The following is a 25,350-nucleotide window of genomic DNA, read 5'->3' as shown; positions in this document are numbered from 1 at the left end:
TCCTTGATCGCTGTGTTCCAGTCTATCCCTAAGGGAAGGCGTTGGAGAGTGAATCTCTTCCATCGCCACGATAGCGTCCATTGATGACGCCTGCCAATGACGTAGGGATGACATAGGGACGACGAAGGCCGCTTTCAAGGGCAGCCCTGTCACCTTGGTAGGCCGGGCCTCCCTTCAACGGCCGATGGCCTGGAGCGTGCGAATCAGGTTCTCGCTTCGATCGGCGAGCAGCTCGGCGCAGCGTTCCAGCGCCTCGTCCAGTGCCATCGGGCCGTCGGCCAGGGCGAAGGCGGCGCTGACGCCCTCGTCCAGCGCCGCCTGCCAGCCTGGCGCCATACGTCCGGCCAGCACGATCACCGGCACCCCCTTGGCGCGGGCCGCCCGCGAAATGCCGATGGGGGTCTTGCCCGACAGGCTCTGGCCATCGAGCTGACCCTCGCCGGTGATCACCAGATCCGCTCGTGCCAGGCGTTCGTCCATGCCGGCCTGTTCCATGATCATCTCGATACCTGGGCGAAGCTCGCCGCCAAGGAAGGCAGCGACGGCAAAGCCCATGCCTCCGGCCGCGCCCGTGCCGGGGGCGTCGCGCAGGTCCTCGCCGAGGCACTCGGCGGCCTTGTCGGCCCAGTGCGCCAGGGCGGCGTCCAGGCGCGCTACATCGGCTTCGCTGGCACCCTTCTGGGGACCGAATACCGCGCTGGCGCCGCGCTCGCCCAGCAGCGGATTGTCCACGTCCACCGCCGCCTCCACCCTGACATCGGCCAGGCGCGAATCGAGCCCCGACAGATCCACCCGAGCCAGTCCCTCGAGTCCCGCCCCGGTGGGGGGAATCGGCTGGTCGTCGGCGTCGAGCAGGCGGGCACCCAGGGCCACCAGCATGCCGGCGCCCCCGTCGTTGGTGGCGCTGCCGCCCAGGGTGATCAACAGGCGTTCGGCGCCAGCGTCCAGGGCGGCCAGGATCAGCTCGCCGACGCCGTGGGTGGTGCTGTCCAGCGCGGTGCGCTCTGACGAGCTCAGCGCCTGCAGGCCGCTGGCCTCGGCCAGCTCGATATAGCCGGTGCGGGACTCTGGGTGCCAACCCCAGGCGGCCTCGGCGGGGCGCCCCAGGGCGTCCTGTACCCTGACGCTGCGTTTTTCGGCCCCGGTGGCGCCGAGCAGGGCGTCGAGGCTGCCCTCGCCACCATCGGCCATGGGGCACTCGTCGATGGTGATGTCCGGGTCGGCGCGGCGGGCCCCCTCGGCAATGGCGCGGGCGGCGTCGCTGGCGGCGAGGGCATCCTTGTAGCTGTCGGGGCAGATCAACAGGTTCATGGTCGGTCCTCTGGTGAAAAGGTGGGCGTACGCCTGAGGGGCGGCAGGCGGATCGCCGCTGGGCCCGAGGTTCGGCTGGGCGAGCGTTTGCCCGTGGCTCGGGACAGCGTAGACTCTTGACAGTATTTCACGCCCCTGGCTGGGAGGTCCTGATGCAAATGTACAAAAATTTGCCCGATAGAGGCCGCAACATTTGGGCGAAATGCTCATCAGTGGCGGTGCTGGGCCTGTTGCCCTGGCTGAGCGCCTGTCAGAGCACGCCTCAGCAGATGCCGGTGGCGGAACCCGCTCCCTCGTCCGGGTGTCAATGGCCGGTGGTAGCCGGCTCGGTATCCCTGGCCGATGTGGTCACGGTGCTGGAAGGCCGCGACTTCCTGGTGCGTGATACCGATACCGCACTCGGGGTGGTCAGCGCCGAGAAGACCGAGCGCACCACCTACCATAACGCCGACGCCGTGCGCCCACGCCTGGGCGGCTTCGTGCTGGGTGGCAGCGGTGGCCACGTCGGCGCCGGCGTAGGGGTCGGCTTTGGCTCCTGGGGCTGGGGTACCAACGACGATGCGACCCGGGTCGAGCGGGTCTCGGTGGCGCTGGATGGGCAGGACGTCCGTCTGACGCGGGATATTCGCCTGTTTGACTGGACCGGCCAGCTACGTGAGTCGCGCACCGCCAGTGACGCCGACTTCTGTGCATCGGTGCGTCAGCAACTGGCGTCGGTGGCATCCAGCAGCGGGGGTGTGCAATGACGCGAAGGTGGACATCAGTGGAGCGAAAGGCCCCCGGAAAGAGACTGCTGAGCCTGTCGGTGGTGCTGATGGCCGTCTGGCTGTCGGGCTGCGCCGGCTCATCGTCGGTAGCCGAGCCGCCGCGCCAGATGCTGGTCGCGGTGGCGCCCGGGCCGGCCCTGAACGAAACCCTGGCGATGCTGCTTGAGCAGGGCTATGTCGTCACCCAGGCCGACGGCGAACTGGGGCGTATCGACGCCTCCCTGGCACGTCCGCCGGGCTATCGCCTCGAGGTGCGGGTCGAGCCTGCCGGGGCCTCCGGTGCCAGCGTCTCGCTGCAAGGCTACCGTGGCGGGCGGCGCCTGCCGCCTGCGGTGGTGGAACCCCTGTTTGTCGAACTACAAGGAAGACTCGCCCGTTGATCTATCTCTCGCGTGCTGTGGCCGGATTTCAGGCCGCTTTGGACTTGCATCGCCGCGCCGCGGCGGCATTTCTTCTGTCTCTCGCGCTGGGCGCCGGCCTGTGGCTGGCGCCCGCCACACTGGCGATGGCTCACCCCCATAGCTGGGTGGATCTGTCGGTGACGCTCGAGACCGACGACCAGGGGCGGGTCACCGCCCTGCGCCAGGTGTGGCGCCTGGATCCCTTCTACAGCCTGGTGCTGCTCGAGGAGGCCCGCGCCGCCGAGGACGGCCAGGACGCCGCGCTGGATCGGCTGGGGGGCGACATGCTGGTCAATCTTGCGCCTCGGGACTTCTTTACCGAGGCCGAGGTCGACGGCCAGGCGCTGGCCTTCGCAGCGGTCAGCGAAGCCACGGTGATGGCCCGTGACGAGCGCGTGGTGCTGCACTTTCGGCTGCCGCTGGCCGAGCCTCAGGACCTTGCCGGCAGTACCCTGGAATATCGCGTCTTCGATCCCTCCTACTACGTCGAGGTGGTGCACGAAGCCGACGACGAGGGGCCTCTGGCCCAGGCGTTGAGCGTGCCGGATGCCTGTCAGGCGTCGATCATCGTCGCCGACCCCGATCCCGAGAAGGTCATGGCGGCGGCCCAGCTCGATGTCGACGATAGCGCCCCCCAGGGGCTCGGTCGCTTCTTTGCCGAGACGGGGCGGGTGTCATGCTGAGCAGGCAACGCCCCTGGCTGCAGTTGGTTCTTGCACTGGGCGTGGTGGCGGTGCTCATCCTGGCGCTCGAGGCCAGCGGAGCGCTGGACGCCCTCGGACACTGGGTCATCGCCATGCAGGCCGACCTGCACCGCCGCTTGACCCAGGCGGTAACGCTGCTCGACCGGAAGCCTTCCTCCGACGCCTGGCTGACCTTGATCGGCCTGAGCCTGTTCTACGGCGTTTTCCATGCCGCCGGTCCAGGCCACGGCAAGGCCGTGATCAGCGCCTACCTGGTCTCCCAGGGCGGAGCCTGGCGGCGGGCCCTGGCGCTGTCGGTGGCGGCCGCCCTGCTGCAGGGTGCGGTGGCCATCGTGCTGATCCTGGCGCTGGTGCAGGGACTTGGCTGGCTGACCCGGGAGGCCCTGGGCAGCGTGGTCTGGGTCGAGCGACTGAGCTTTGCGCTGGTCGCGCTGCTGGGCCTGTGGCTGAGTGCACGGGCGCTTGGACGACTGCTCAAGATCGCGCGATCCTCCTCGGCGGACCTGCCGCCTTCTCATGATGGCCACCATGGCCCTCATGAACCGCACCGCCACCACCAACACCACGGTCACCACGAACACCACGATTGCTGCTCCGGCCATCATCATGTCTCGCCCCACGGGCCGCGTCGGGAGTCCTGGCTTGCGGTGCTGGCGATCGGCGCAAGACCCTGCTCCGGGGCGGTGCTGCTGATGGGGGTAACCAGCCTGCTCGGCCAGCCCTGGATGGGGGTGGCCGCTGTACTGGCGATGTCGCTGGGTACTGCCTTGACGGTATCGACGCTGGGGCTTGCCAGCGTGTTGGCGCGGGACTGGGTCTCCGCCCGTGCCGCACGGACCTCCGCCGCTCGTGGTCGAGTAATGGCGCGGCTGGGTGCGCTGGTAGCGCTGACCGGGGGGCTGTTGATCGCCGGGCTCGGGATCCTGCTGATGTCTCAGGTCGGCGCCAGCGACCCCAGCCTGCCACTGATGTCCCCCGGAGGGCGACCAGGGGGACTGGGAGCCTGAGCCAGGCCGCTTCGACCTGGCTTTCGCGATGGGACCTGGGCTGTAGTCCGCTATCTGGCGGCCCGGGGCCATGCCCGGGGCACTGCCCCGAGCATCACACCGTCTCGTTCAACCCTTGAAGGACAGCCCGCCTGCCAGCGCCAGGATACGGTCCTTGGTGGCGGCAAGGCTGTCCTTGTCGTGGGGCGTCGCCTGGCCCTGACCCCACACCGGGCCAGGCCAGGCGGGGTCGCCCTGGTGGCGAACGATGACGTGGATGTGCAGTTGCGCGACCATATTGCCGAGGCTGGCGATATTGAGCTTGTCGCCGCTGGCATAGGCCTTCAACGCCTTGCCGATGCGGGTGGCCTCTCGCCATAGCTGCTGCTGGTCCTGTTCGGACAGATCGTACACCTCGCTCACCTCGGCGCGGCGCGGGATCAGCACCAGCCAGGGATAGCGGGCGTCGTCCATCAGCCGCAGCTGACACAGTGGCAGTTCGGTGATGGGGTAGCTGTCCGCGACGAGGCGCGGATCGACGACGAAGTCGCTCATGCAAGGCCTCCAGGATGGTGTCCAGCGCCTAGGGTACATCAGAGCGGGTGGGCAGGGTGACAACGCAGATGATTCGAACAGAGGACGACAGATGACGCCAGTCGAGGGAGTGGCCCTGCTGCTTGCGGGTATCGTGGCAGGTTTTATCAATGTGCTGGCGGCCGGGGGCTCGATGCTGACCCTGCCGCTGTTGATGTTTCTGGGCCTGCCGCCGCAGGTGGCCAACGGTACCAACCGGGTGTCGATCACCCTGCAGAGCGTGTCGGCGGTGGCCAACTTCTTCCGCGCCGGTGCCCGTCATATCCGTCTCAGCCTGCGCCTGTCGGTGCCCGCGGTCCTGGGCTCGATGCTGGGGGTGTGGCTGGCGCTCAGGGTCAGCGACGCTCTGTTCGAAACCATTTTGATGGTGGTGATGGTGGCCGCGGCGATCATCATGCTGTTGCCCCAGCCGAAGCTCGACACTCGCCCGCTGACCGTCGAGCGACTGACCCCTGGGGTCTATCTGGCGATGTTTGTCATCGGGCTCTATGGCGGCTTTCTGCAGGTGGGTGTCGGCATCCTGTTCATGATCGTGCTCTATCGCATGCTCAAGATCGATCTTGGCCAGGTCAACGCCTTCAAGGTACTGATCATCCTGGTCTACACCCTGCCGGCGCTGGCCATCTTCCTGTGGCACGACCAGGTGCGCTGGAGCTACGGCCTGGTGCTGGCTGCCGGCAGCATGACCGGGGCCTGGCTGGCGGTGAAGGTCAACATGAGCTCCCGTGGCGCCATGGTGGTCAAGTGGCTGACGGTGGCGGTGATTGGCGTGATCATCCTCAAGCTGGCGCTGTCATAAGCGGCTACGCGGTGGTCATGTCCAAGGTGGCGCTATCGTGAGTGGCTTCGCCGTGATCATCCTCAAGCTGGCGCTGTCATAAGCGGCTACGCGGCGGTCATGTTCAAGGTGGCGCTGTCGTGAGGGTCTTCGCCGTGATCATCCTCAAGCTGGCGCTGTCATAAGCGGCTACGCGGTGGTCATGTCCAAGGTGGCGTTATCGTGGGGGTCTACGCCGTGATCATCCTCAAGCTGGCGCTGTCGTGAGGGGCTTGGCACCGAAGTGAAGAGGCTTGGCACTGACGTGAAGGGGCTTCGTAGTAGCCGGACGGCGTCTGGCGTTGTGCCGTGTGGCGGATTACCTCGTCCGAGCGTTGGCTGGGAGGCTAGCGATGGGCGGTGATCGTGCTAGATTGTCAGAGGATGATGTATTTCGCTTACCTGCCTGGCTGCAAGGAGATAGGAACCATGAAAAGGATGCTGTCGTTGATTCTGGTATCAGTATTCACCCTGGCGCTGTTGAACGGCTGCAACACCGTTCGTGGGGTGGGCGAGGATATCGAGAAGGGTGGAGAGGCGATCCAGAAAAGCTCCAGCTAGCCAGAAAGGCTCGGTCTAGCCGGAAACGTTCCCGCTAGACCGAGCCAGGAAACGTAGGGGCAGCGAGAAGAACCACGGCGGTGAGCCGCCTCGTCGTCGCTGTTCTCCCCATGGGTGCTCTTTGTCGCCGTGCCTCTGCTGACTCGCGCTATCCGTTTTTCCGTCGGAACTTTCCCGCCATTGCTGTCTCCAACAGGTTCCATGTTCGTCGTCCCGACCGCCAGGTCTGTCAGTTGGCAACGAGTTGACCACGGCCTGTCCGTCAGGCGCAGCGCCGTGATAGGTTTTGAGGCGCGCTGCAGCGATACGAGGCTGGCGGGCGCTTGCACAAGGATTTCTGGCACTGGAGGCCATCGATGAAACCACTTCTTCCCCTGCTGCTGGTCGCGGCTCTGGCCGGCTGCTCGTCGTCGTCCGGCGGATCCGGCGAACCGGCACCGCTGCCGCCGGAGCGCGCTCCCATGGCCGAGGCCTGCGACGCCGAGGCGGTGCAGGGCCTGGTCGGCCAGAGCTACGACGCCAGCTTCGATGAACGGCTCAAGGCCGAGAGCGGGGCCAAGACGGTGCGGGTGCTGCGTCCCGGCGGGGTTGCCACCATGGACCTGCGGCTGGATCGCCTCAACGTGCGCCTGGATGATGCCGATGTCATCCGTGAGCTGGCCTGCGGCTGAGGGTCAGGCTGCCCGCCCTGCAATCGACAAGGCCGCCCTTTGGGGCGGCCTTGTTGTGTGGACTGGTTGTGTGGACTGGTTGTGTGGACTGGTTGTGTGGACTGGTTGTGTGAAGACCTATCGAGCTGTCGGGCGATGACACACCTTCAGCGCTCGCCCAGTTCCTGGTTCGTTCGCATTTCTTCCTCTTCGGCCTGCTTGCGTAACTTCTTGCGCAGCGCGGCTTTTTCGTAGCGCAGCTTGCGGATCGGCGTGTCCAGGGTCAGCGGAGGCACCGAGGCCGGGCGGCCGTCGGGGTCCACCGCCACCATGGTCAGGTAGCAGCTGTTGGTGTGGCGAATGACCTTCTGGCGGATGTCCTCCGCCACCACCTTGATGCCGATCTCCATGGAAGAGCGGCCCACATGGTTGACGCTGGCCAGAAAGGTCACCAGCTCGCCCACGTGGATCGGTTGCTTGAAGCGCACCTGGTCCACCGACAGGGTCACCACATAATGGCCCGAATAGCGGCTGGCGCAGGCGTAGGCGACCTCGTCGAGCTTCTTGAGGATGGCGCCACCGTGTACCTTGCCACTGAAATTGGCCATGTCGGGGGTCATCAGTACGGTCATGCTCAATTCGTGCTGACCCGGTAGGCTCTGCTCTGCCATCGAAGTTTCCTCGGAATACGGTGCGCGGGGGGCTGTAGGCGTCTGTCTGGCGCTCCACCACAGCATAACGCCTTGCCCCCCGGCAAGGGGACAAGGCGCTCGTTGAAAGTCAGTTGTCGCCTCGGCTGTACAGGTCGCCTGGCGCCCGGCTGACGCTCCGGGAGGCCTCTACAGCCAGGTCAGGCAGACCGAGATGATGATGCCGGTGACGAACAGCTGGATCAGGCAGAAGCCCATGATGTCCTTGGCCTTTAGCCCGGCGATGCCGAGTACCGGCAGCGCCCAGAAGGGCTGCAGCAGGTTGGTCCAGGCGTCACCCCAGGCCACGGCCATGGCCGCGCGGGGAATATCCACGCCAAGCGCCTGGGCGGCAGGAATGACCACCGGGGCCTGAACCGCCCACTGGCCGCCGCCGGAGGGCACAAACATGTTGACGATGCCTGCGCTGAGGAAGGTCCAGAACGGCAGGCTGGTCTCGGTGGCAAAGGAGATCATCGCCTCGGACATGGTCTCGGCCAGTCCCGACTGGATCATGATGGCCATGATGCCGGCGTAGAAGGGGAACTGGATGACGATGCCGGCGCCACCCTTGATGCCCTCGTGCAGGCTGTTGAGCAGGCTCTGGGGGGTGCGGTGGAGGATGATGGCCAGGAACAGGAACATGAAGTTGACCACGTTCAGGTTCAGACCGCCGCCGCCGACGAAGTAGCTGATTAGATAGATCAGACCCGGTACGCCTACCAGCAGCGCCAGAGTCATGCTGTTCTCGAGGCGCTCGGCCGGGCGGGTGATGCGTACCCGACGGTCCTCGTCATCTCCCAGCAGCGCCGGATCGACGTAGACGCTTTCCTTTTCGCCGGGCAGCATCAGCCGGTTGACCAGCGGCACCGCGATGAAAAGAGCTAGCACGATCAACAGGTTGAAGTAGGAGAAGATCGTCTCGCTGGTGCCGATCACGCCGATCTGCTCCACCGAGAAGTGGCCATCGGTGGCGATGGTCAGCGGCACCGAGCCGGCAAGACCACCGTGCCAGACCACGAAGCCGGAGTAGGCGCTGGCCACCAGCAGGCGGTAGTCCACCCGAATGACCCGGGCCAGCTCCTTGGCGAACAGGGCGCCGACCACCAGGCCGAAGCCCCAGTTGATCCAGCTGGCCGCCAGCGACACCAGGGTCACCAGCAGGATGGCGGCGCCGGCATTGTTGGCAAGGCCTGCCAGGCTCTGCAGCAGTCGCTTGACCGGCGGTGAGCTTGCCAGCATGAAGCCGGTGACCAGCACCAGCAGCATCTGCATGGAGAAGCTCAGCAGGTTCCAGAAGCCGTCACCCCAGTAGGTGAGCACGGCCATGGGCGACTGGCGTTCGATGGCGATGGCTGCTGCGGCGGCGATGATCGTCAGCAACAGGACGAAGATGTAGGGATCTGGCAGATAGCGTTCCACCAGTTTCACGGCGGGTCGTGACAATGCTCTCAGCATGGCGTGTATCGCTTCTTCTGGTTGTGAAAGAGGGCCTTCCCGGGCCACTGGGAGTCAACGGTGCCGCAGCAGGCGCCCGTGAGTCAAAACCACCTGTAAGGCAGATAACGTCTCGGCACATTCACCATCGGTGATCTTCGGCCGTCGCTCCTCAGGCGGTGTCACGCCAGCGCGTGCTGCGATAGCGAAGATAGTAGGTCACAAGTACCGCCGAGCGCACTGCGGTAAAGGTCGTAAAGGCCAGCCACAGGCCGTGGTTGCCGAGACCCTGGGTCAGCCACCACAGCGGTAGATAGACCGCCAGACCGATGAAGATGGAGTTGCGCATTTCGGCAATCGCGGTGGCGCCGATGAAGACCCCATCGAGCAGGTAGCTCCACACCGCGATCAGCGGCATGGCGACCATCCAGGGCAGAAACTGGGCCGCCGTGGCACGCACCTCCGGCAGGCCGGTAAGCAGCGCGATCAGGGCATTGCCGCCCAGCGCGAAGGCGAGGCTTGCCAGGGCCGCGGTGGCCAGCGAGCACAGCGCCGCCGCGCGCACCGAGAGAGCGAAGTCATCGAAACGACGGCGACCGATGGCGTGACCGGTGAGGGCCTCGGCGGCGTTGGCGAAGCCGTCCAGTCCGTAGGAGGTCAGCATGATGAACTGCAGCAGCACCGCGTTGGCGGCCAGCACGGTGTCGCCCTGGGACGCCCCCTGGGCGGTAAAGAAGGCCTGGGCGAACAGCAGGCCAAGGGTGCGCACGAACAGGTTGGCGTTGACCGAGAACAGCTCCCGGTAGGCACCAATGGTCAACAGCCGCGCCCGCTCGAAATGTCCGCCCAGTCGGCCCAGGCGTCGACGGCACAGCCACAGCCCCAGGGCGGCGGTGGTGTAGTCGGCGATTACCGTGGCCCAGGCCACGCCGTCGCTGGTCATGTCGAGGCCCACCACGAACAGCACATCGAGCACGATATTGACGCCGTTGTTGGTCAGCAGCAGCAACAGCGTCACCCGACTGTTCTGCTGGCCGAGGAACCAGCCGAGGATGGCGTAGTTGGCCAGCACCGCTGGCGCCGACAGCAGGCGAATGGCGGCGTAGCTCTCGGCGAGCCCGGTAGCCTCGGGGCTTCCATCCAGTAGCCACAGCCCCAGCGCGATCAGCGGGTCACCCAGCAGGATCAGCGCAAGTCCGATCCCTCCTGCCAACAGCAACGACTGCCCCAGCAGGTGGCGCACCTGATCGTCGCGCTCGCGTCCCAGCGCCTGGGAGGTCAGGCCGGTGGTCCCCATGCGCAGAAAGCCAAACCCCCAGTAGAGGAAGCCGAACAGGGTCGCGCCCAGCGTCACTCCGGCCAGGTAGCGTGAGTCGGGCAGGTGGCCGACCACGGCGGTGTCGACGAGGCCCAGCAGCGGCACCGTGATATTGGACAGGATGATCGGCCAGGCCAGGCCGGCGATGCGCGGCAGGCGTTCGAGGGTGGACGAGAAGGTGCTGGTGGAGGTCGACACGATGAAAGGCCTGTTCGGCTGAAGGCAAGGGCGCTACGGGACGGCGGCGAGGTGGGCAAGTGTCCGGTGATGGGAGAAGGGGGTCAAGGCCATGACCCCAAGGCGACGGCCTCAAGGTAATGCCGTCGCCAGGCATGGCGGTCGCGTTGCGGGAAGTGGTTGCTCAGGGCAGGGCCATGTCTGGAGTTGAAATGTCCGATATATCATTCAAGTGTCATCTCGTGTGATGAAACAATCTGTATCTCCTGATAATCAATAGATACGTTTTGTTTCATTCTAGAGGATGACAAAAATAGTCAGGATGACTACTAATAAAGAGAGGCAGATATTAATAAAAAAGGATTAATAAAAGACAGGAGGTATAAGAAGAAAACAGGAATCACTCGCGAAAAGCTGACGATATACAAAGAAAAAAACGATTTTACGCAGGAGTGTCAAAATGAAAGTTTTCCAGCGCTTTTCCCGGGGCGAAGCGGCCCCTGTGCACAAGATTTCCTCCCTGAATCACCCCCGCTACCGTGGGCAGCGCGGAGCCAGCGCGATCGAGTATGCGATCATTCTTGCGGTGATAACTGTGGTGATCATTGGCGTGCTTCAAACAGATTCTTTTACCTCGGGAATTTCTGGCCTGGCTACCGATATTGGGTCTCTTTTCTCTTCTGATGATTGAAAAAACAAATAGTCGTTAAGGCTTGCCAATGTCCCCATCATTATTAAGAGTTCTTGCGGGGTGTCTTGTGCTCTGCGCTCTGGCCATGGCCTTTATCGGCTGGTCGCTAAGTCGTACCGCGATGACGACGAGCGTCGATTCGGTGTCAGGCCCCGAGCCCACCCCCGAACCTCTGGGCCATCCGGTTCTGGTGGCGGCCAGAGACCTGGCAGCGGGGGAGCGTCCTGCCGATCTCGAAGACGCGTTGCGCCTGGCCTACTTCCCCGAGCCGCCTGCAAGCACCTTCTCAGCTCTCGATCAGTTGCCCGACACGCGCCTGGCACGTCCTCTGGCGGAAGGCGACGTGCTGCGTGAAAGCGGCTTTGTCGGTGGCAGCGCTCTGGCCGAGGTGGTGCCTCCGGGCTTTCGCGCGGTGGGGGTCGGCATCGATGCGGTGATCGGTGGCGGTGGTTTCGTCGCCCCGGGGGATCGCGTCGACGTGCTCTATTTTGCCGAGGCTCAGGGGGAAGGTGGCGAGCGACACCGCCTGGCGCGACGACTGTTTGCCGACGTGTCGGTGCTGGGGGTCGGCGAGCGACTGATGGGCGTGGACGGTGACGACGAAAAGGGTGGAGAGCGCACCGCGGTGCTGGCGATGCCCGAGACCGAGACCGCCCGGCTGCTGCTGGCCGAGACCACCGGGCGGCTGCGCCTGGCGGTGGTGGGCAGCGAGGAGGCCGCCGGCTTTGGCGAGGGGATCGATGATCTGCGCATGATGGCAGGCGGCGCCAGCTTCCTGCCGGTATCCCTGGGCCAGAGCCTCAGTGAGCCGGGCCAGACCGTCAGCTTCGAGGAGTTGACCGGTGTCGAGCGACCGGCAGCGAAAAGTGCTCCCGCGCCGCCACAGACCGGCTATCGGGTGGTGCAGCACGTCGGCGCCAGTCGCAGCGTGGTCACCCTGCCGTGACGGCGGTGGAGGAAGCAGGCAGACAACCATAACGAGAGGCCGGTAGTCGCCGAGGGAAAGGCGAGATACCGCGCCCGCGCAGGGAACAGGAAGGACCATGACGCGAGACAAAGAGATCGTCCCACGCAGATCGGGGCGCGGGGGTACGTGCGCCGGAACACCGGTTAGCCGTCTGGCGAACGCGGCCCCTTCGGCACCGTGCCTGATGTTCGGCCTTGGGCGTAGCCTGGTGCTTGGCCTTGTAGTCGGTCTGGCACTTATGCTGGCCGGCGTCACGACAAGCAACGGCCTGGCGCTGGCGCAACAGCCGCCGCTGACCCTGGCGGTCGGCGATCAGGAGTGGCTGGGCCAGCCCGGCCGTATCACCCGCACGGCGGTGGGGCGGGGCGACGTGGTCGAGGCCCAGGTTCTGGACCCGCGTTCGCTGCTGGTCACCGCGGTGGGGTCGGGCAGCACCACCCTCAAGGTGTGGACGGCGGGGGCCAGTCAGCCCCGCGAGACGTTCATTCAGGTACGTCCCGCCGGCGGCGAGGGGCTCGAAGGCGAGTACTCGCTGGCCCCCCATTCTTCCAGCGCCGAGATCCGTGGCGTTACGAGGTCGCTGGAACGCCACGATCAGGCGGTGTCACGCTTCGCTACCCCTCCCATCGATGCCAGCCAGCAGCTAGGCCCTGTTCAGGTGCAGACGGATATCCGCGTCGTCGAGGTCAACCGCAGTCGCATGGCTTCGGCCGGCTTCTTCATCGGTCGCAACCAGGCCGGCTCCACCCGCTTCGCGCTGGGGCGCAGCGACGAGACCCTCGACTTCCTTTCTGGCGGTGCGGTGGCACCCAACGCCGGAGACGGGGGCTTCTCGATCATCCAGGTCAACACCAGCGGGGTGCTGTCGGCGATCAGTGCGCTGAGCGCCAACGGCTTCGCCTACACCCTGGCCGAACCCAGCCTGGTCAGCCTGTCGGGCCAGACCGCCAGCTTCCTGGCCGGTGGCGAGTTTCCCTTCCCGGTGCAAAGCGGCGATGACGAGATCAGCGTCGACTTCAAGGAGTTCGGTATTCGCCTGCAGCTGACGCCGACGGTGCTCGATGAGCGTCGGATCATGCTCAAGGTGGCGCCCGAGGTGTCCGAACTCGACTTCTCCCGGGGCGTGCAGACCGCAGGAGTGGCGGTGCCGGCACTCAACGTGCGCAGGACCGACACCACCGTGCAGCTCGGCAACGGCGAGAGCTTCATCATCAGTGGCCTGGTCAGTCGCAACATCATCCAGAGCGTGGACAAGATTCCGGGGCTTGGCGATATCCCGGTGATCGGCAGCTTCTTTCGCTCCACCCGACTGGATCGCGACGAGAAGGAGCTGGTGATGATCGTGACCCCCCACCTGGTGCGGCCACTGGCTGCCGGCGTCGATCTGGGGCCGCTGCCTGGGGAGGCTTTCGAGGACTATGACCCCAATTTTCTCGAGCTGATGTTCGATCCCCGTGATGCCCAGGAGATCCAGCGTGTCTCCGAGGTCGGCTTCAGTCCCTGAAGGTTGGCGTTCGACGGCTGGTGTTCGGCGATCAGGAGGATGCATGCACTTTCGTCAAAAGCGAGTCCAGGAAACTGAGCCCCAGTCCGCCCCGGTCGTGGGGCCTGGGCTGGTCAGCGAGTTGCACCAGCTGGTCATCGAGCGCCTCGAGGATGATTCACGGGGGCTGCTGGACGATCCGCTGCAGCTACGCCAGCGGGTGCGGGAGCTGATCGAGGAGACCCTCAGACTCAGGGGCTACGCCCGTTCCGACGAGTGTCTCGAGCGGCTGGTCGAAGGTGTCTGCCGCGAGCTCAACGGCTTTGGGCCGCTGGAGCCGCTGCTCGCCGATGACGGTATCTCGGACATCCTGATCAACGGCCATTCCCAGGTGTTTATCGAGCGCGGTGGTCGGCTCGAACCCTGCGCGGTCAACTTCCTCGACGACGACCATGTGCTGAGGGTGGTGCGACGCATGCTGGCCCCCCTGGGTAAACGGCTGGACGAGTCGAGCCCCATGGTCGACGCGCGACTGGCCGACGGCTCCCGGGTCAACGCCATCATCGCGCCGCTGTCGCTCAATGGCCCCAGCGTGTCGATTCGCAAGTTTCGCCGCGAGGCGCTGGGTGCCGATGACCTGGTGGCCATGGGCAGTGTGCCGCCCAACCTCATGACCTTTCTGCGCCGGGCGGTGGAAGAGCGCTGCAATGTGCTGATCAGCGGTGGCACCGGTGCCGGCAAGACCACCCTGCTCAACGTCTTGAGTGGGGCGATACCGGCCAGCCAGCGGGTGGTGACCATCGAGGACAGCGCCGAGCTGCAACTCGCCAGCCAACACGTGGTACGCCTCGAGACCCGGGCGCCAAACATCGAAGGCGAGGGCGAAGTCGGCGCCAGCGCCCTGGTCAAGAACGCCCTGCGCATGCGTCCTGACCGGGTGCTGCTGGGGGAGAGCCGGGGCGACGAGGTGCTCGACATGCTGCAGGCCATGAATACCGGCCACCAGGGCTCCATGAGCACGGTGCACGCCAACTCCGCCGGCGACGCCGTGGTGCGCCTGGAAATGATGGTACGGATGTCACGCTTTCAGGGCACCGACGCCCTGGTACGCCAGATCATCACCACCGCCCTCGATCTGATCGTCCATGTGGAGCGGGGCAGCGACGGCAAGCGTCGGGTGGCCGAGGTACTGCGAGTCGGTGGTCTCCAGCTTGGCGAAGTCCAGCTGGAGCCCTTGTACCGAGCCGGCGGTGGCGCGGTGCCCTCGCTGCAGCCACCGGGCGACGATGACTCACCGATCGGCTGGCGCCGACTGCTGAGCTCCCTGCAGGAGCCTTCGCCATGACGGTCTGGGGGATGTTTTCGCTGGTAGCCCTGTGCCTGGGGGGCGCCGCCTGGCTGCTGCTGAAGAGCGCCAGTGCGCTTACAGAACGCGCCGCAGGTGGCACACGTACCGCCCGGCGGCGGCTGATGTCCCAGGATTCGTTGATGGAGTGGCTGGTGGAGCGACTCACCGCGGCGGGGCTGCCGGCCTCGCCGGCCGTCGTGGCGCTGTCGGGAGGCAGCCTGCTGGTGCTGGCGATGCTGCTGCTGTCGCGGCTGGGGGCGGTGTGGGGCCCCGCCATGGTGCTGGTCATGGTGCTGGCAGCCAACGCCCTGATTCGCTTCAGAGCGGCGAGGCTGCGACGCCGGGCGAGGCGCCAGCTTGGGCCCTTTCTTGGGCATATCACGCGAGGGCTCAGCGCCGGTCAGGGCCTGGAAACCGCCTTCGAACTGGCCATCAAGCGCTCTCGACCGCCGTTGTCGGATGTCCTTTCCCGAGTAAAGCTGCGTCGCCAGCTGGGCCAGGAGCTGGACGAGGGCCTGGCCCGGGAGGGCCAGATACTCAGGCTCGACGAACTGCGGCTGCTGGCCACCGCGATACGCATCAATCAGCGTCACGGCGGCAGCCTTTCCGAGATGCTCGACGCCTTCGCCTCGGCCCTGCATCAACGCGAGCAAAGCAGCCGAGAACTCGCCGCCATGACCGGCGAGACCCGCGTCAGCGCCTGGGTGCTGGGACTGTCGCCGCTGGCGTTGACGCTGTTTATCCACTTCACCCAGCCGGAATTTCTGGCACCGATGCTCGAAAGTGCCGGCGGACGCCAGGCGTTGATGCTGGCGGTGGCGCTGCAGCTCGGCGGCGGCTGGCTGCTGTGGCGAATGCTCAAGTCGGTGTAAACCCGGGCGCGTCGCGACATGACGATAACGAACAGGAGGCGCGGATGTGGAACCTATGGTGGAGCGGGGCGGTGATGGCGTTGGCGCTGGCGGCGTCACTGCTGTTGATCAGCGCCCGCCGGCCGCTGGGCGCCGAGGGCGAGCGACGCCACGACGAATCCCGACTGCTGCGCGAGGGGCGCGGCCTGTGGCGTAGTCGGTCCCGTCAGCAGGGTATGGCGGCGCGACTGTCGTTGCGCCTGCGCCAGTGCGGGCATGTCGGTGCCAAGGCGCAGCTTGCGGTGTTGCTGGCCTGGGGCGTGCTCGCTGTCGGTGCGGTGATGCTGGGGGGGCTTCTGGCGCTGGCCGGTGGCAGGCCACCGTTGGCTGTAGTCGCCATGGGAGCCGCCTGGGGAGGCTTCGCGCTCGGGCTCGGCTGGCTCGCCATGGAGCGCAAGCGGCGGCGGCGCATTCGACGACTCGATGAGGATATCGAGCTGGTGCTGCAGGTGACGCGGATGCTGTGGGACACCGGCATGACCCTGGAGAGCCTGCTCAACCGCCTGATCCAGCAGCTTGGTGCGACCACCCCGGACATGGTGCTGGAGCTTCGTGTCGTGGCCAATCGTATCGACAGCGGCCAGGACCGGGAACGGGTGCTGGAAGAGGCGGCCGCGGTGCAGGCCAGCGAAGGGGTCGAGCAGTTCTTTCTGCTGTTCGCCCAGATCGCCCGTACCGGCGGGCGAGCCAGGGACAGTCTGGCGACCCTGGTCGATCGCCTCGGGGCGCAGCGACGTACCCGGCTGCAACAGAAGGTCAGCCAGCTCTCCGGCACCATGTCGCTGGTCATGATGCTGTGCCTGTTTCCCGCCCTGCTGATCGTCATGGCAGGGCCTGCGCTGGTCAACCTGAGCGGCCTGATGGGGTCGCTCGGTGGACCATGACAACGGATCGCTGGAGGCGCCCATGCGCATGACAACAACGCTGAACAAGCGCTCGCCATCACCGAAGACGCGTCGCCTGTGGCTGGCCACCGGTGTGGTGCTGATGACCGGATGCTCGAGTACACCGGATGGCCCGACGTCGATGGCGGCGCTGGGCGCGCTGTCACCGGACATCTCGCGGGCCGCCCCGGAGCAGAGCGTCGGCCCCTGCGGCCGACGCTACGACGCCGAGATCGGCGTCGAGCTGTCGCTGATCCAGCGCATGCTGGACGACGACAAGCCGCGCTCGGCCGCGGCCCACCTAGAGGCCGGCGACTATGGTCTGCCGCTGGCCTGGCGGCTTGAGGGCGAGGCGCTACGCGCCGTCGGCGACACTGTCGCCAGCGACCGGGCCTACGAGGCCCTGCTGGGCACCTGCCTGGCCGCGGACGGCTATCGCGGGTTGGCCCGCAATGCCTTCAGCGAGGGACGGCGTGAGCAGGCGCTGGCGCTGATGCGCGAAGCCCGGCAGACACGGCCGATTGATCCACGCATTCGCAACGACCTGGGCTATCTGCTGATGCTGGCGGGGGACAATCGGGCCGCCGCCGAGGAGTTCCGCACCGCGCTCGAGCTGGACCCGGGGCACGAGCAGGCCGCCGCCAATCTGGTGCTGGCGCTGAGCCGCAGCGGGCAGCGGCAGCGTGCCGCCGACGCTGCCCGGCACTTCGGCGTGGATGCAAGGCTGGTGGGCGTGCGCGATAGCGCTGCAGCCACAGAGCTCTCTGCATCGGGCTCGGCATCGCCGTCGGTATCACGTCCGGGGGCGCAGGCCGAGAGTGAAGAGTCATGAAGCCTCGTCGATCCATCCATCCGTGCAAGGAGCGCCTGTCCATGCTGTCGAACCTGTTGTCGAAAAAGACCTTGCTCGAGCCGCGAACGCTGGTCTCCGTCGCCCTTATCTGCCTGCTGGTCAGCCTGGCGCTGGTGTTCTGGCCCGACAGCGCCAGCGCGCAGCAGACAGGAACCGCGCAGACAGGAACCGCGCAGACCAGCTCCCAGGCCGTTGCCTCGTCGCAGGTCGTGCGCCTGCCGGCCACCCGGGATCCCTTCGGCGAGCGTACCCGCACGCTACTGGCCGTCCAGCGCGACGGGCGCCTGGCGTCACCCTCGCCCCAGGCGCTTTCTGGCAAGGTGCAAGGTCAGATCTACCAGCGCTATGTGGACAGCTTCGGCCACCCGATTCCTGAGCGCTATATCGAGACGGGCTTTGGCGAGGACTAGACGTGTCATGGCGCCGTCGCCGCGGGTTGAGCCCTGGCCGAATCACGTAACCGGAAAGGCCAGAACCGGCTGGCCGGCGGACGATCGTGCTCAGGCGATTGGGCGAGCGAATGAGCGCAGGTGTGGCCCAGCATCCCAGCGTGGCGCCATCGGCGTGATGACCGCCTTCTTGCTGGTGGGGCTGGTGCTGGTGGTGACGCTGGCACTGGACGCCGGTCGCCTGTATCTCGAGCAGCGCCGACTTCAGCAGGCTGCCGACCTGGCGGCGGTCTCGACGGCGGCAAGCTGCGACGCGCTGTTTCAGGGCGAGGCGTGCCGCTCGGGAGAGCTGCGCCAGGCCGCCATCGCCGCCGTCGCGGCCAACGGAGTCGTCGTGGGCGCCGATAGCGAACAGGGCGAGGCCACTCTGGCGGTGACCCAGGGGGCGCTGGACGATGAAGGTGCTTTTGATGACGAGGCGGGACTGGCCAACGCCGTCAGCGTGGTCCTGAACCGCCAGGTGCCCAGCAGCCTGCTGGCCAACCTGGGAGAGCTGCTCGGGAACGAGGTGGAAGATCTGGTCATGCTCCAGGCCAGCGGTGTGGCGCGGCGAACCGCGGTGGTGACCCTGAGCGCCGGCACCCACCTGCTTGCGCTCGATACCAGCGAGTCGACGCTGCTCGATGCGCTGCTCGGCAAGCTGATCGGGGGGAGTCTCGATCTCACCGTGCTGGGTGCAGATGACGGCGTGGGCCTGGACGTCAGCCTGGGCGAGGTGCTGGACGTGGAAGCGCTGGACGTCGACCTCGATGAGGGCCTGGCTCAGAACTTGGCCCAGACCTTGAACGAGCCCTTGGATCTGCACACGCTGGGCAGTCGACTGGCATCGGTGTTGGATCTGGCGGGTGGCAACCCGGTGCTTGGCGACGCGCCGGGCGATAGCTTCACCCTGGGCGAGCTGCTGGCGATCGATACCAGCGGCGAAGTGTCGATGACATCCTTGCTCGAGGCGCGCGTTCCGGTACGGGATCTGCTCGAAGGGGCGCTGCTGCTGACGACCAGCAAGCAGCAGGATGGCGTCAGCCTCGGCTTGGCCGATCTCTCTCCGCTTGTTGTCGGCCTGGGGCTAGGCCTTGCCGATATCTCGCTTGAACTCGACGTTATCTCGCCGCCGAGCATCGCCGTGGGCCCTCCGGGGCCCGCAGTAGCAAGCCTCGCGAGCGATTGTGCACCTTCCAGTTGCTATCGCAGCGTGGCACGCAATGCCCAGCTCGGGGTGGCGCTGGATGTCGAGCTGAATGTTCTTGGGCTGATCGGTGTGAAGGCGAGCACGCGAGTGATCGGGGCCAGTGGCAAGGCGGCGATCGGTTCACTGGCCCCAGCGGACGATAGCCTCGCGCTGACGCTCGCCGCCAGGCGCGAACTGCTCGAGGTCACCCAGTCGGTGGAGGGTACTGGATTGCTCGGCATCGGCTCGGTTTCGCAGACCGTGCGCTCCGGCGGGACTGGTGATGCCACGCAGCTCATCCGCTGGCCAGCGCAGAAGGGGGCGGAGTTCGATGACCAGGGGGGGGCTCAACTGACCGGCGTGCTCAGCGGCCTGCTATCAGACCTGGGGCTCTCGGCGCTGTTGTCCGGGACCCTCACGGACGTCAATACGATACTGCTCGAGCCGCTGCTCGAGGGGTTGGGCATCGGTATCAACACCCTGGAGGTGCGGGTGCTGGCGGTGGACGCCGGAGGCGTCGAGTCGTTGACTGCCTGCGAGGCAACCCAGGCCGGCTGTCGAGGAGGAACCTAGACCATGCATAGAGGCAAGGGCACGCGAGCGTGCCGCCAGGGCGGAGCAGTGGCCATCGAGTTTGCCATCGTGCTGCCGATCTTCCTGCTGTTGCTGTACGCCCTGGTCAGCTATTCGGTGGCCATGGTGCAGCAGCACCAGTTGACCCAGGTGACCAGCGAGGCGGCCAGGTCTGCCGCGGTGGTGGCGAGCGCCCCCTGGCTCGCCGACGAGGATATGCTTGCCGAGGCCACCCAGCGAGTGCTGGACAGCATCGAGGCCATGGGCTGGCTCGCCGACGATACCCCTGGCTGCATCGAAGGTGCCAGGGTGGCGATCGAGGACGACACCCTCACGGTGTGTCTTGAGCGCTCGCTTTCGATAAAGACCTTGAGCGTGGCGGGCATCAGCGTCCCCGATCTGCCCGACGCCTTGAGTGGGCGGGCGGTGATCAAGCTCTAGCCGGCGTGCCGCCCCTGGCCTTGAAACGACACGAGCCGCCCTTGGGCGGCTCGTTGAGATTTTCGGGTCGTGGCTTGCGTCGTCGAGCAGACTTGGCTCGTTGCCGGACTCAGGCAGCGGTGATGATGTGGTACTTCTCCATCAGCTGATCATGGCTCTCGACCCGCTCCGGGTCCAGCGGAATGCAGTCCACCGGACACACCTGCTGGCACTGGGGCTCGTCATAGTGGCCCACGCATTCGGTGCACAGGTTGGGGTCGATGACGTAGATCTCCTCGCCGGGAGAAATGGCGCCATTGGGGCATTCCGGTTCGCAGACGTCGCAGTTGATGCACTCGTCGGTGATCATCAGTGACATTGGGGGTCCTCGCGCAGAGTCGTGGCCACAGGGCCAAGGCAGCGTGCCGCCGGAATCTCGCCGTCGCGAGGGGGCCGGGCAGGCTGCACGGGGGCTCGGCATGGCCGATAGCCACCCTGGAGTTCGGGATCAACGGGAAGACCACGGCCTGGTCGCAGCGCGCCGAGGTCAATTCCCAGTGTGATGGTCAAGTATTGTAATGGCTACGCAGGGTTTGTGCGACCTTGGGGTGCACATGCTTCGATATGTCGCCGCCCAGCCGAGAGATTTCTCGCACCAGGGTGGAGGAAATGTAGGAGTTCTCCACCTCTGGGGTCAGGAACACGGTCTCCAGGTCCGGCATCTGGGCGCGGTTCATGTTGGCCAATTGCAGCTCGTACTCGAAGTCGGAGACGGCGCGCAGCCCTCTCAGCAGCACCCGGGCGTTCTGCTCTTTCATGAACTCCGTCATCAGGCCGGAAAAGCCCACCACCTCGACGTTGCCAAGGGAGGCAACCACCTCGCGGGTCAGCGCCAGGCGGGTGTCCAGGTCCAGCGTCGGGCCCTTGCCAGGGCTCGAGGCGATGGCCACCACCACCTTGCCGAACAGCCGCGAGGCGCGCTCGATCAGGTCATAGTGGCCATTGGTGATGGGATCGAAGGTGCCAGGATAGATGGCGGTGGTCATCACCTCTTCTCCTGTCTCTCGTCAGCGAACGGCGTGTCCAGCTCGTCGCCGGCTTCGTCGAGCCGGCCGAAGGGATTGTCCACGCTCAGCGACACCGGCTGCTGGTAGCCGGGGATGTGGATGCTGTCGGCACCGACCTCAAGCTCAGGGCCTTCCAGCACGCCTTCACCGAAACGATAGCGCACGGCGAAGTGTCCCGCATCGGCCTGTTGGTGGTAGACGGCGGCCTGGGCCCGGGTCGCCTCGCGACGCTCGCGCCAGGCGGCCATGGCATCGGCGCCGTGGCGCTTGGCCAGCAGCCGTTCGGTGGCCTCGGGGGAGATCAGCACCCCGGTGGCGTTGTTGCCGCCAAAGCCCTTGGCGTTGATCAGGCTGGCGTCGGCCTTGAACGTCTGGGTGTCCTTGAACAGTCGCAGGCGCTCGGCGTGGACGTCGTCGGCGACCCGGTCGAGGGTACAGATGCCCGGCAGCAGACCGTAGGCGAAGCTGCCCAGGGCGTTGGTGAGCTGGTCGCCGGCGGCGCTGCCCTGGGAGTGGCCAAGGTAGGCCTTGATCGCCACCACCGGCCAGTCGGTGATGCCGTGGGCCTTGGCCACGGCGTCGAACACATGGGACTCGGTGGTGCGGTTCTTCGGCGTCGAGGTACCGTGGGCGTGGATATAGCTGCGTTCTCGCAGGCTGGTCTCGCCGAGCATGTCGCGAATCAGCGAGCAGGCCTTGCCCAGGGTCACGTAGTTGCCGATGCCGGGGGCCGAGATCGAACGCTTCCAGCCGTCGGCGTTGACGAACACCTCCGGTGCGGCGGCCAGGATATCGGCACCCACCTCCAGCGCCAGGCTGTCGTCCATCAGCATCACGAACTGGCTGGACTCCCCCATGGTAAAGCCGCAGTTGCGGGCGAAGGGGCGGCTGGCGCGCTGGTAGTCGGCGTCGGTCAGAAGCTCCAGGGCATCCAGCGCCTTGAGGCTGTCGTCGTCGGCCAGCGCCCCCATAGTGCGAAAGCCCTCGATGATCTCGGGGGTGATCGGGGCGTCCGAGGTGCCGACCATGACGATGCGGCGGCGGCCGCTTCTGATGTCGTCGATGCCCAGGCGCAGGTTGTAGAGGAAGCTGGCGCAGGCGCCCAGAGCGGCGCCGGTGGCACCGACGCTACCCAGCACATAGGCATTGAGGAAGTCAGCGGGCATCTGGCCGTAGCCCAGCGGCATCTGCTTGGAGGTCGCGCGCTTGCCCGAGACGAAGCTCTTGAGCAGGCCTCCCCAGCCCTCGTCGTCGAGCTGACCGATGGAGTTGCCGGCATAGACGGCGATGGCGTCCGGGTCCAGGCGGTCGCGCAGCGAGTCCCAGTCGAGTCCACTGTCACCGAGGCAGTCGCTGGCGGCGAATACCGCCATGGACAGCCCGCGCGGGTGGTGCACGCTACGGTAGAGCTGACTCGGGTCGAAGCCGCTGGGCAACTGGCCGGCGGCGCGGACCTGGGCCTGGCGGGTCTCTGGCAGCATCACGTCCATCTGGCCGGCGGGTACCGTGACTTCCAGATGGTGGCGATCGACCTCACGCACCTGCCAGGTGGGCGGCAGGTTGTCCGGTAGCTGCCTGCGGCGCAGGCGAAAGGTCAGCGGCGATTCCAGCGCCAGGTTGGCGCGGCGATTGGCGGGCAGCCCCTCGTCATTGAAGCGGGGATCCTCGATGCGACGAATCAGGGTGTGACTGAGCACCTGGTCGCGGGTCTCCTGCGCCAGCTGGGCGGCATCGAGCACCTGCCCCTGGGCGTTGTGCCAGCGCTGGTCGGCGTCGCAGTGCGCCAGGCGCATCATCGCCGCCAGGCCGAGCAGGGTGGAGGTCTGCTCGGCCTCGGGAAGGGCGTCGAGCACGGTGCGACGGAAGGCCTGGTGGCCCGAGGTACGGCCGGCCGGGTTGACGCCGCCCATGCCCACGATCACCGGTAAGTGTGACAAGCCGGAGTCCTCGTATTGAAGCGGGTGAAAGGCTCGCTCTCGGAGCGGAGAAACGACATTGAAGGGCGCTGCGACAGACCCGGACAGCCTGGCTGTCCGTGAACGAGGTAAAGACGGCTCGACTCTCGTGTTGCCTTGCAGCGATAGCGTGACGATCGCCTGCAAGCGTCGGTCGAGAGGAGCCTGAACCTCACCATTCTGGCGGCGAGGAGTCGTGCCTCGCGCGATGCCGCGTGCGCCCCAAGCAAAACGCCGTTCGATATTGCCATGGGAGAGGGATTCAGGCCAGCGATGTTAGCACTTGGTCTTGCCTCAGTCATGCGCGTTTCGGTGAAGCCAAGGGGGAGAAAGGCTTGGCGCCGGGGCTCGCGCCTGGTCTCGCTCGACAACGTGGATGGTGAAGGCGGGACGAGTCCTGCGGTGTAAGCCCCTGCTTACGCGTGAGGCACTTGATACACTGCACGCCAGGGCAAGACCAGGTCTTCGCCTCGCCGTTTCCACTGCCCGAGATCGCCCATGTCCGACGCCCCCCGCATCGTCACCTCGAACCAGACCGGTCCCCACGAGGACCTGCCGCGTCGGGTCAGTCGCGGTCTGTCCCATGTCTGGCGCAAGCCGCTGGCCGAGCACACCCGTGAAGCCTTCGCCGAGGCCGAGACCTGGCGCAGGGCTCAGGGTGAGCGAGGGCTTATTCTCGACGCCTGCTGCGGGGTCGGGCTGTCGACCCGCAAGCTGGCCGAGCGGTTTCCCGAGCACTGCGTGATCGGCGTCGATCGCAGTGCCGATCGACTGTCGCGGGACCACGGTCGGCTGCCGGACAACGCCCTGCTGGTGCGCGCTGACCTGGTCGACTTCTGGCGGCTGGCGCTGGCTGAAGGCTGGCGACCGGAGCGCCACTACCTGCTGTACCCCAACCCCTATCCCAAGTCGGTGCAGCTCAAGCTGCGCTGGCACGGGCATCCGGTATTTCCCGCCATCGTCGGCCTGGGCGGACGTCTCGAGGTGCGCTCCAACTGGCGCCTGTACATCGAGGAGTTTGCCATCGCCGTGTCCCGGGCCACCGGCGTCACCACACCGCTGGGGCCCTTCGACCCCGGCGATGACCCTCTCACCCACTTCGAGCGCAAGTACCATGAGCACCACCAGCCGCTGTGGCATCTGGTCGTCAACCTTGACCATCGCCCGGGGCTGATGCCCGGCATGTAAGCGGCCACTCGCAGACCCCCAGGCCGGTACTCTACCAGGGGGTGATCACGGCAAATGGCTCACCGGGACGAACTATGCTCTAGCGCGCGGAAGCTTTCGCCCAGGGTCCGGGCGAGCCAGCTGGCGATGGGGCCACGGGCGGCGTCGCGGCGGGCCACCGTCTCCACCTCGATGGTGGGGGGCTCGCCGAGGCCCGGTCCGGTCAGCTCGACCAGTTGGCGCCGGAAGGGTGGATAGTGCGCGATGTGCTCCGGTACCAGCGACCAGCCAAGCCCGCGGGCGGTCAACTCGGCCATGGAGTAGAAGCTGTTGAGTCGCCAGTGCTGGGGGCTCAACGGTTGTTCGGCCTGACGGTCTGGCTGGCGCGAGGCGATCATCAGCTGGCGATGATGGGCCAGTTCGCTACGGGTCACCGAGTGGACGCTGGCCAGGGGGTGGTCGCTACCTGCCACCCAGCGCTGGCGCAGGTGGGCGATACGCTGACCCTCCAGCGGGCCGGCGGTGTGGGCCTGGCTCAACAGGATGCCGAGATGGGCGGTGCCCTGTTCGACCCAGTCGGCGACGTCGCCCTGGGCGCCGTAGAGCAGGGTCAGCGACAGCGCCGGGTAGTGTTGCGCCAGTGCCTCCAGGGTGGCATCCACCGGCGGCATCTCGACCAGCGCCTCGTGGATCGCCACCACCAGCTGGGCCTCCTCGCCCTGGGACAGGGTCGCGGCTCGCGCATTCAGGCGCTCGCACTGGGCCAGCACCGCCCTGGCTTCCGGCAGTAGCGCCTGACCCGCCGGGGTCAGGGTTGGCGAGCGCGAACTGCGGTCGAACAACTCGCAGGCCAGATCGAGCTCGAGATGGGCGATGGCGGTGCTCACTGCCGACTGGGCGCGGCCAAGGTGGCGCGCCGCGGCGGAGAAGGAGCCGCGCTCGGCGCAGGCAATGAACAGGCGCAGCTGATCCAGGGTCCAGTGCATGGGGTGGGTCTCACCT

27 protein-coding genes are annotated in these 25,350 nt (G+C 66.4%); 18 read left to right on the top strand and 9 right to left on the bottom strand.

Translation table 11 applies throughout. The annotated features are described in order from the left end of the window. Positions 1-174: 174 nt before the first annotated feature. A complete protein-coding gene (locus tag KUW00_RS04640; protein ID WP_222568333.1) occupies positions 175-1,311 on the bottom strand; it encodes a glycerate kinase in 1,137 nt (378 codons plus the stop codon). Between the two features lie 212 nt (positions 1,312-1,523). Here KUW00_RS04640 and KUW00_RS04635 point away from each other — a divergent pair, with 212 nt between their 5' ends. The 4 genes from KUW00_RS04635 to KUW00_RS04620 are packed head-to-tail and all read left to right on the top strand — an operon-like array spanning position 1,524 to position 4,190. Then, positions 1,524-2,057, top strand: a complete 534-nt coding sequence (locus tag KUW00_RS04635; RefSeq protein WP_108195008.1) for a hypothetical protein — start codon at positions 1,524-1,526, stop codon at positions 2,055-2,057. Positions 2,058-2,074: 17 nt separating this feature from the next. Continuing rightward, complete coding sequence (locus KUW00_RS04630; protein ID WP_213229991.1) at positions 2,075-2,458, top strand: hypothetical protein; 384 nt, start codon at positions 2,075-2,077, stop codon at positions 2,456-2,458. A gap of 44 nt (positions 2,459-2,502) precedes the next feature. Then, positions 2,503-3,162, top strand: coding sequence for a DUF1007 family protein (locus KUW00_RS04625; protein ID WP_261391965.1), 660 nt, complete (start codon positions 2,503-2,505; stop codon positions 3,160-3,162). Continuing rightward, a complete protein-coding gene (locus KUW00_RS04620; protein ID WP_222568331.1) occupies positions 3,156-4,190 on the top strand; it encodes a nickel/cobalt transporter in 1,035 nt (344 codons plus the stop codon). The genes KUW00_RS04625 and KUW00_RS04620 overlap by 7 nt, the downstream gene beginning before the upstream one ends. Before the next feature lie 108 nt (positions 4,191-4,298). Here KUW00_RS04620 and KUW00_RS04615 read toward each other — a convergent pair whose 3' ends face one another. After that, positions 4,299-4,724, bottom strand: a complete 426-nt coding sequence (locus tag KUW00_RS04615; RefSeq protein ID WP_222568328.1) for an HIT domain-containing protein — start codon at positions 4,722-4,724, stop codon at positions 4,299-4,301. 91 nt (positions 4,725-4,815) lie between these two features. On the opposite strand from KUW00_RS04615, the gene KUW00_RS04610 reads away from it, so the two are divergent. The 3 genes from KUW00_RS04610 to KUW00_RS04600 all read left to right on the top strand — a co-directional run bounded on the left by KUW00_RS04610 (position 4,816) and on the right by KUW00_RS04600 (position 6,812). Then, on the top strand, positions 4,816-5,562 hold the full coding sequence (locus tag KUW00_RS04610) for a sulfite exporter TauE/SafE family protein (RefSeq protein ID WP_045991398.1): 747 nt from the start codon (positions 4,816-4,818) through the stop codon (positions 5,560-5,562). A 447-nt stretch (positions 5,563-6,009) separates the two neighbouring features. Beyond that, on the top strand, positions 6,010-6,141 hold the full coding sequence (locus tag KUW00_RS04605) for an entericidin A/B family lipoprotein (protein ID WP_045991399.1): 132 nt from the start codon (positions 6,010-6,012) through the stop codon (positions 6,139-6,141). A 356-nt stretch (positions 6,142-6,497) separates the two neighbouring features. Next, positions 6,498-6,812, top strand: coding sequence for an I78 family peptidase inhibitor (locus KUW00_RS04600; RefSeq protein WP_045991400.1), 315 nt, complete (start codon positions 6,498-6,500; stop codon positions 6,810-6,812). A gap of 146 nt (positions 6,813-6,958) precedes the next feature. Here KUW00_RS04600 and KUW00_RS04595 read toward each other — a convergent pair whose 3' ends face one another. The 3 genes from KUW00_RS04595 to KUW00_RS04585 form a co-directional block, all read right to left on the bottom strand. Further along, complete coding sequence (locus tag KUW00_RS04595) at positions 6,959-7,462, bottom strand: acyl-CoA thioesterase (protein ID WP_045991401.1); 504 nt, start codon at positions 7,460-7,462, stop codon at positions 6,959-6,961. 168 nt (positions 7,463-7,630) lie between these two features. After that, positions 7,631-8,938 (bottom strand): short-chain fatty acid transporter, encoded by a 1,308-nt coding sequence (locus KUW00_RS04590; protein ID WP_045991402.1) that lies wholly within the window; start codon positions 8,936-8,938, stop codon positions 7,631-7,633. 151 nt (positions 8,939-9,089) lie between these two features. Then, the gene (locus tag KUW00_RS04585) at positions 9,090-10,433 is read right to left on the bottom strand and encodes an MATE family efflux transporter (RefSeq protein WP_231498423.1); all 1,344 of its coding nucleotides are present in this window, start codon (positions 10,431-10,433) and stop codon (positions 9,090-9,092) included. A 439-nt stretch (positions 10,434-10,872) separates the two neighbouring features. Between KUW00_RS04585 and KUW00_RS04580 the strand changes: the two genes are divergently transcribed. From KUW00_RS04580 to KUW00_RS04535, 10 genes are all read left to right on the top strand, one after another. Beyond that, a complete protein-coding gene (locus KUW00_RS04580) occupies positions 10,873-11,103 on the top strand; it encodes a Flp family type IVb pilin (RefSeq protein ID WP_222568326.1) in 231 nt (76 codons plus the stop codon). Between the two features lie 67 nt (positions 11,104-11,170). Continuing rightward, positions 11,171-12,049, top strand: a complete 879-nt coding sequence (cpaB, locus tag KUW00_RS04575; protein WP_222568325.1) for a Flp pilus assembly protein CpaB — start codon at positions 11,171-11,173, stop codon at positions 12,047-12,049. A gap of 205 nt (positions 12,050-12,254) precedes the next feature. Further along, on the top strand, positions 12,255-13,574 hold the full coding sequence (locus tag KUW00_RS04570) for a type II and III secretion system protein family protein (protein WP_222568323.1): 1,320 nt from the start codon (positions 12,255-12,257) through the stop codon (positions 13,572-13,574). A 43-nt stretch (positions 13,575-13,617) separates the two neighbouring features. Next, positions 13,618-14,898, top strand: a complete 1,281-nt coding sequence (locus tag KUW00_RS04565; protein WP_222568322.1) for a CpaF family protein — start codon at positions 13,618-13,620, stop codon at positions 14,896-14,898. Then, the gene (locus KUW00_RS04560) at positions 14,895-15,773 is read left to right on the top strand and encodes a type II secretion system F family protein (protein ID WP_222568321.1); all 879 of its coding nucleotides are present in this window, start codon (positions 14,895-14,897) and stop codon (positions 15,771-15,773) included. The genes KUW00_RS04565 and KUW00_RS04560 overlap by 4 nt, the downstream gene beginning before the upstream one ends. Before the next feature lie 44 nt (positions 15,774-15,817). Next, positions 15,818-16,696: a type II secretion system F family protein gene (locus KUW00_RS04555; RefSeq protein WP_222568320.1), complete on the top strand. Its 879-nt coding sequence runs from the start codon at positions 15,818-15,820 to the stop codon at positions 16,694-16,696. Between the two features lie 22 nt (positions 16,697-16,718). Next, positions 16,719-17,528 carry a hypothetical protein gene (locus KUW00_RS04550; RefSeq protein WP_222568319.1) on the top strand — a complete coding sequence of 270 codons (810 nt, stop codon included), beginning with the start codon at positions 16,719-16,721 and terminating at the stop codon, positions 17,526-17,528. Continuing rightward, positions 17,525-17,959 (top strand): DUF3613 domain-containing protein, encoded by a 435-nt coding sequence (locus tag KUW00_RS04545; RefSeq protein WP_213230018.1) that lies wholly within the window; start codon positions 17,525-17,527, stop codon positions 17,957-17,959. The genes KUW00_RS04550 and KUW00_RS04545 overlap by 4 nt, the downstream gene beginning before the upstream one ends. A gap of 154 nt (positions 17,960-18,113) precedes the next feature. Further along, the gene (locus tag KUW00_RS04540; RefSeq protein WP_222568318.1) at positions 18,114-19,739 is read left to right on the top strand and encodes a pilus assembly protein TadG-related protein; all 1,626 of its coding nucleotides are present in this window, start codon (positions 18,114-18,116) and stop codon (positions 19,737-19,739) included. A 3-nt stretch (positions 19,740-19,742) separates the two neighbouring features. After that, positions 19,743-20,180: a TadE/TadG family type IV pilus assembly protein gene (locus tag KUW00_RS04535; protein ID WP_124804980.1), complete on the top strand. Its 438-nt coding sequence runs from the start codon at positions 19,743-19,745 to the stop codon at positions 20,178-20,180. A gap of 109 nt (positions 20,181-20,289) precedes the next feature. On the opposite strand, the gene KUW00_RS04530 is transcribed toward KUW00_RS04535, so the two are convergent. The 3 genes from KUW00_RS04530 to KUW00_RS04520 form a co-directional block, all read right to left on the bottom strand. Beyond that, the gene (locus tag KUW00_RS04530) at positions 20,290-20,538 is read right to left on the bottom strand and encodes a YfhL family 4Fe-4S dicluster ferredoxin (protein WP_045991409.1); all 249 of its coding nucleotides are present in this window, start codon (positions 20,536-20,538) and stop codon (positions 20,290-20,292) included. A 187-nt stretch (positions 20,539-20,725) separates the two neighbouring features. Then, positions 20,726-21,205, bottom strand: coding sequence for a pantetheine-phosphate adenylyltransferase (coaD, locus tag KUW00_RS04525; RefSeq protein WP_045991410.1), 480 nt, complete (start codon positions 21,203-21,205; stop codon positions 20,726-20,728). Next, positions 21,205-23,136, bottom strand: coding sequence for a beta-ketoacyl synthase (locus KUW00_RS04520; RefSeq protein ID WP_222515824.1), 1,932 nt, complete (start codon positions 23,134-23,136; stop codon positions 21,205-21,207). The genes coaD and KUW00_RS04520 overlap by 1 nt, the downstream gene beginning before the upstream one ends. A 543-nt stretch (positions 23,137-23,679) precedes the next feature. Between KUW00_RS04520 and KUW00_RS04515 the strand changes: the two genes are divergently transcribed. Continuing rightward, positions 23,680-24,369: a tRNA (guanine(46)-N(7))-methyltransferase TrmB gene (locus tag KUW00_RS04515; RefSeq protein WP_045991412.1), complete on the top strand. Its 690-nt coding sequence runs from the start codon at positions 23,680-23,682 to the stop codon at positions 24,367-24,369. Between the two features lie 59 nt (positions 24,370-24,428). Here the strand turns inward: KUW00_RS04515 and KUW00_RS04510 are convergent, their stop codons facing one another. Next, on the bottom strand, positions 24,429-25,334 hold the full coding sequence (locus KUW00_RS04510; RefSeq protein ID WP_222568317.1) for a LysR family transcriptional regulator: 906 nt from the start codon (positions 25,332-25,334) through the stop codon (positions 24,429-24,431). Positions 25,335-25,350: the final 16 nt, after the last annotated feature.

It is taken from the genome of Halomonas sp. DP5N14-9 (assembly GCF_019802175.1).
GTDB classification, from domain to species: Bacteria; Pseudomonadota; Gammaproteobacteria; order Pseudomonadales; family Halomonadaceae; genus Halomonas; species Halomonas litopenaei.
Note: the sequence above shows the minus strand (reverse complement) of the source record. Positions and strands in the feature narration are given on the sequence as shown.

Bases quoted from the DNA above. Each gene is read 5' to 3' on its own strand.
- KUW00_RS04550 (WP_222568319.1), top strand. From the start codon at position 16,719: ATGCGCATGACAACAACGCTGAACAAGCGCTCGCCATCACCGAAGACG.
- KUW00_RS04565 (WP_222568322.1), top strand. From the start codon at position 13,618: ATGCACTTTCGTCAAAAGCGAGTCCAGGAAACTGAGCCCCAGTCCGCC.
- KUW00_RS04510 (WP_222568317.1), bottom strand. From the start codon at position 25,334: ATGCACTGGACCCTGGATCAGCTGCGCCTGTTCATTGCCTGCGCCGAG.
- KUW00_RS04580 (WP_222568326.1), top strand. From the start codon at position 10,873: ATGAAAGTTTTCCAGCGCTTTTCCCGGGGCGAAGCGGCCCCTGTGCAC.
- KUW00_RS04640 (WP_222568333.1), bottom strand. From the start codon at position 1,311: ATGAACCTGTTGATCTGCCCCGACAGCTACAAGGATGCCCTCGCCGCC.
- KUW00_RS04535 (WP_124804980.1), top strand. From the start codon at position 19,743: ATGCATAGAGGCAAGGGCACGCGAGCGTGCCGCCAGGGCGGAGCAGTG.
- KUW00_RS04590 (WP_045991402.1), bottom strand. From the start codon at position 8,938: ATGCTGAGAGCATTGTCACGACCCGCCGTGAAACTGGTGGAACGCTAT.
- KUW00_RS04560 (WP_222568321.1), top strand. From the start codon at position 14,895: ATGACGGTCTGGGGGATGTTTTCGCTGGTAGCCCTGTGCCTGGGGGGC.
- KUW00_RS04570 (WP_222568323.1), top strand. From the start codon at position 12,255: ATGTTCGGCCTTGGGCGTAGCCTGGTGCTTGGCCTTGTAGTCGGTCTG.
- KUW00_RS04555 (WP_222568320.1), top strand. From the start codon at position 15,818: ATGTGGAACCTATGGTGGAGCGGGGCGGTGATGGCGTTGGCGCTGGCG.
- KUW00_RS04615 (WP_222568328.1), bottom strand. From the start codon at position 4,724: ATGAGCGACTTCGTCGTCGATCCGCGCCTCGTCGCGGACAGCTACCCC.
- KUW00_RS04530 (WP_045991409.1), bottom strand. From the start codon at position 20,538: ATGTCACTGATGATCACCGACGAGTGCATCAACTGCGACGTCTGCGAA.
- KUW00_RS04515 (WP_045991412.1), top strand. From the start codon at position 23,680: ATGTCCGACGCCCCCCGCATCGTCACCTCGAACCAGACCGGTCCCCAC.
- KUW00_RS04605 (WP_045991399.1), top strand. From the start codon at position 6,010: ATGAAAAGGATGCTGTCGTTGATTCTGGTATCAGTATTCACCCTGGCG.
- KUW00_RS04595 (WP_045991401.1), bottom strand. From the start codon at position 7,462: ATGGCAGAGCAGAGCCTACCGGGTCAGCACGAATTGAGCATGACCGTA.
- KUW00_RS04600 (WP_045991400.1), top strand. From the start codon at position 6,498: ATGAAACCACTTCTTCCCCTGCTGCTGGTCGCGGCTCTGGCCGGCTGC.
- KUW00_RS04610 (WP_045991398.1), top strand. From the start codon at position 4,816: ATGACGCCAGTCGAGGGAGTGGCCCTGCTGCTTGCGGGTATCGTGGCA.
- KUW00_RS04620 (WP_222568331.1), top strand. From the start codon at position 3,156: ATGCTGAGCAGGCAACGCCCCTGGCTGCAGTTGGTTCTTGCACTGGGC.
- KUW00_RS04520 (WP_222515824.1), bottom strand. From the start codon at position 23,136: ATGGGCGGCGTCAACCCGGCCGGCCGTACCTCGGGCCACCAGGCCTTC.
- KUW00_RS04545 (WP_213230018.1), top strand. From the start codon at position 17,525: ATGAAGCCTCGTCGATCCATCCATCCGTGCAAGGAGCGCCTGTCCATG.
- coaD (WP_045991410.1), bottom strand. From the start codon at position 21,205: ATGACCACCGCCATCTATCCTGGCACCTTCGATCCCATCACCAATGGC.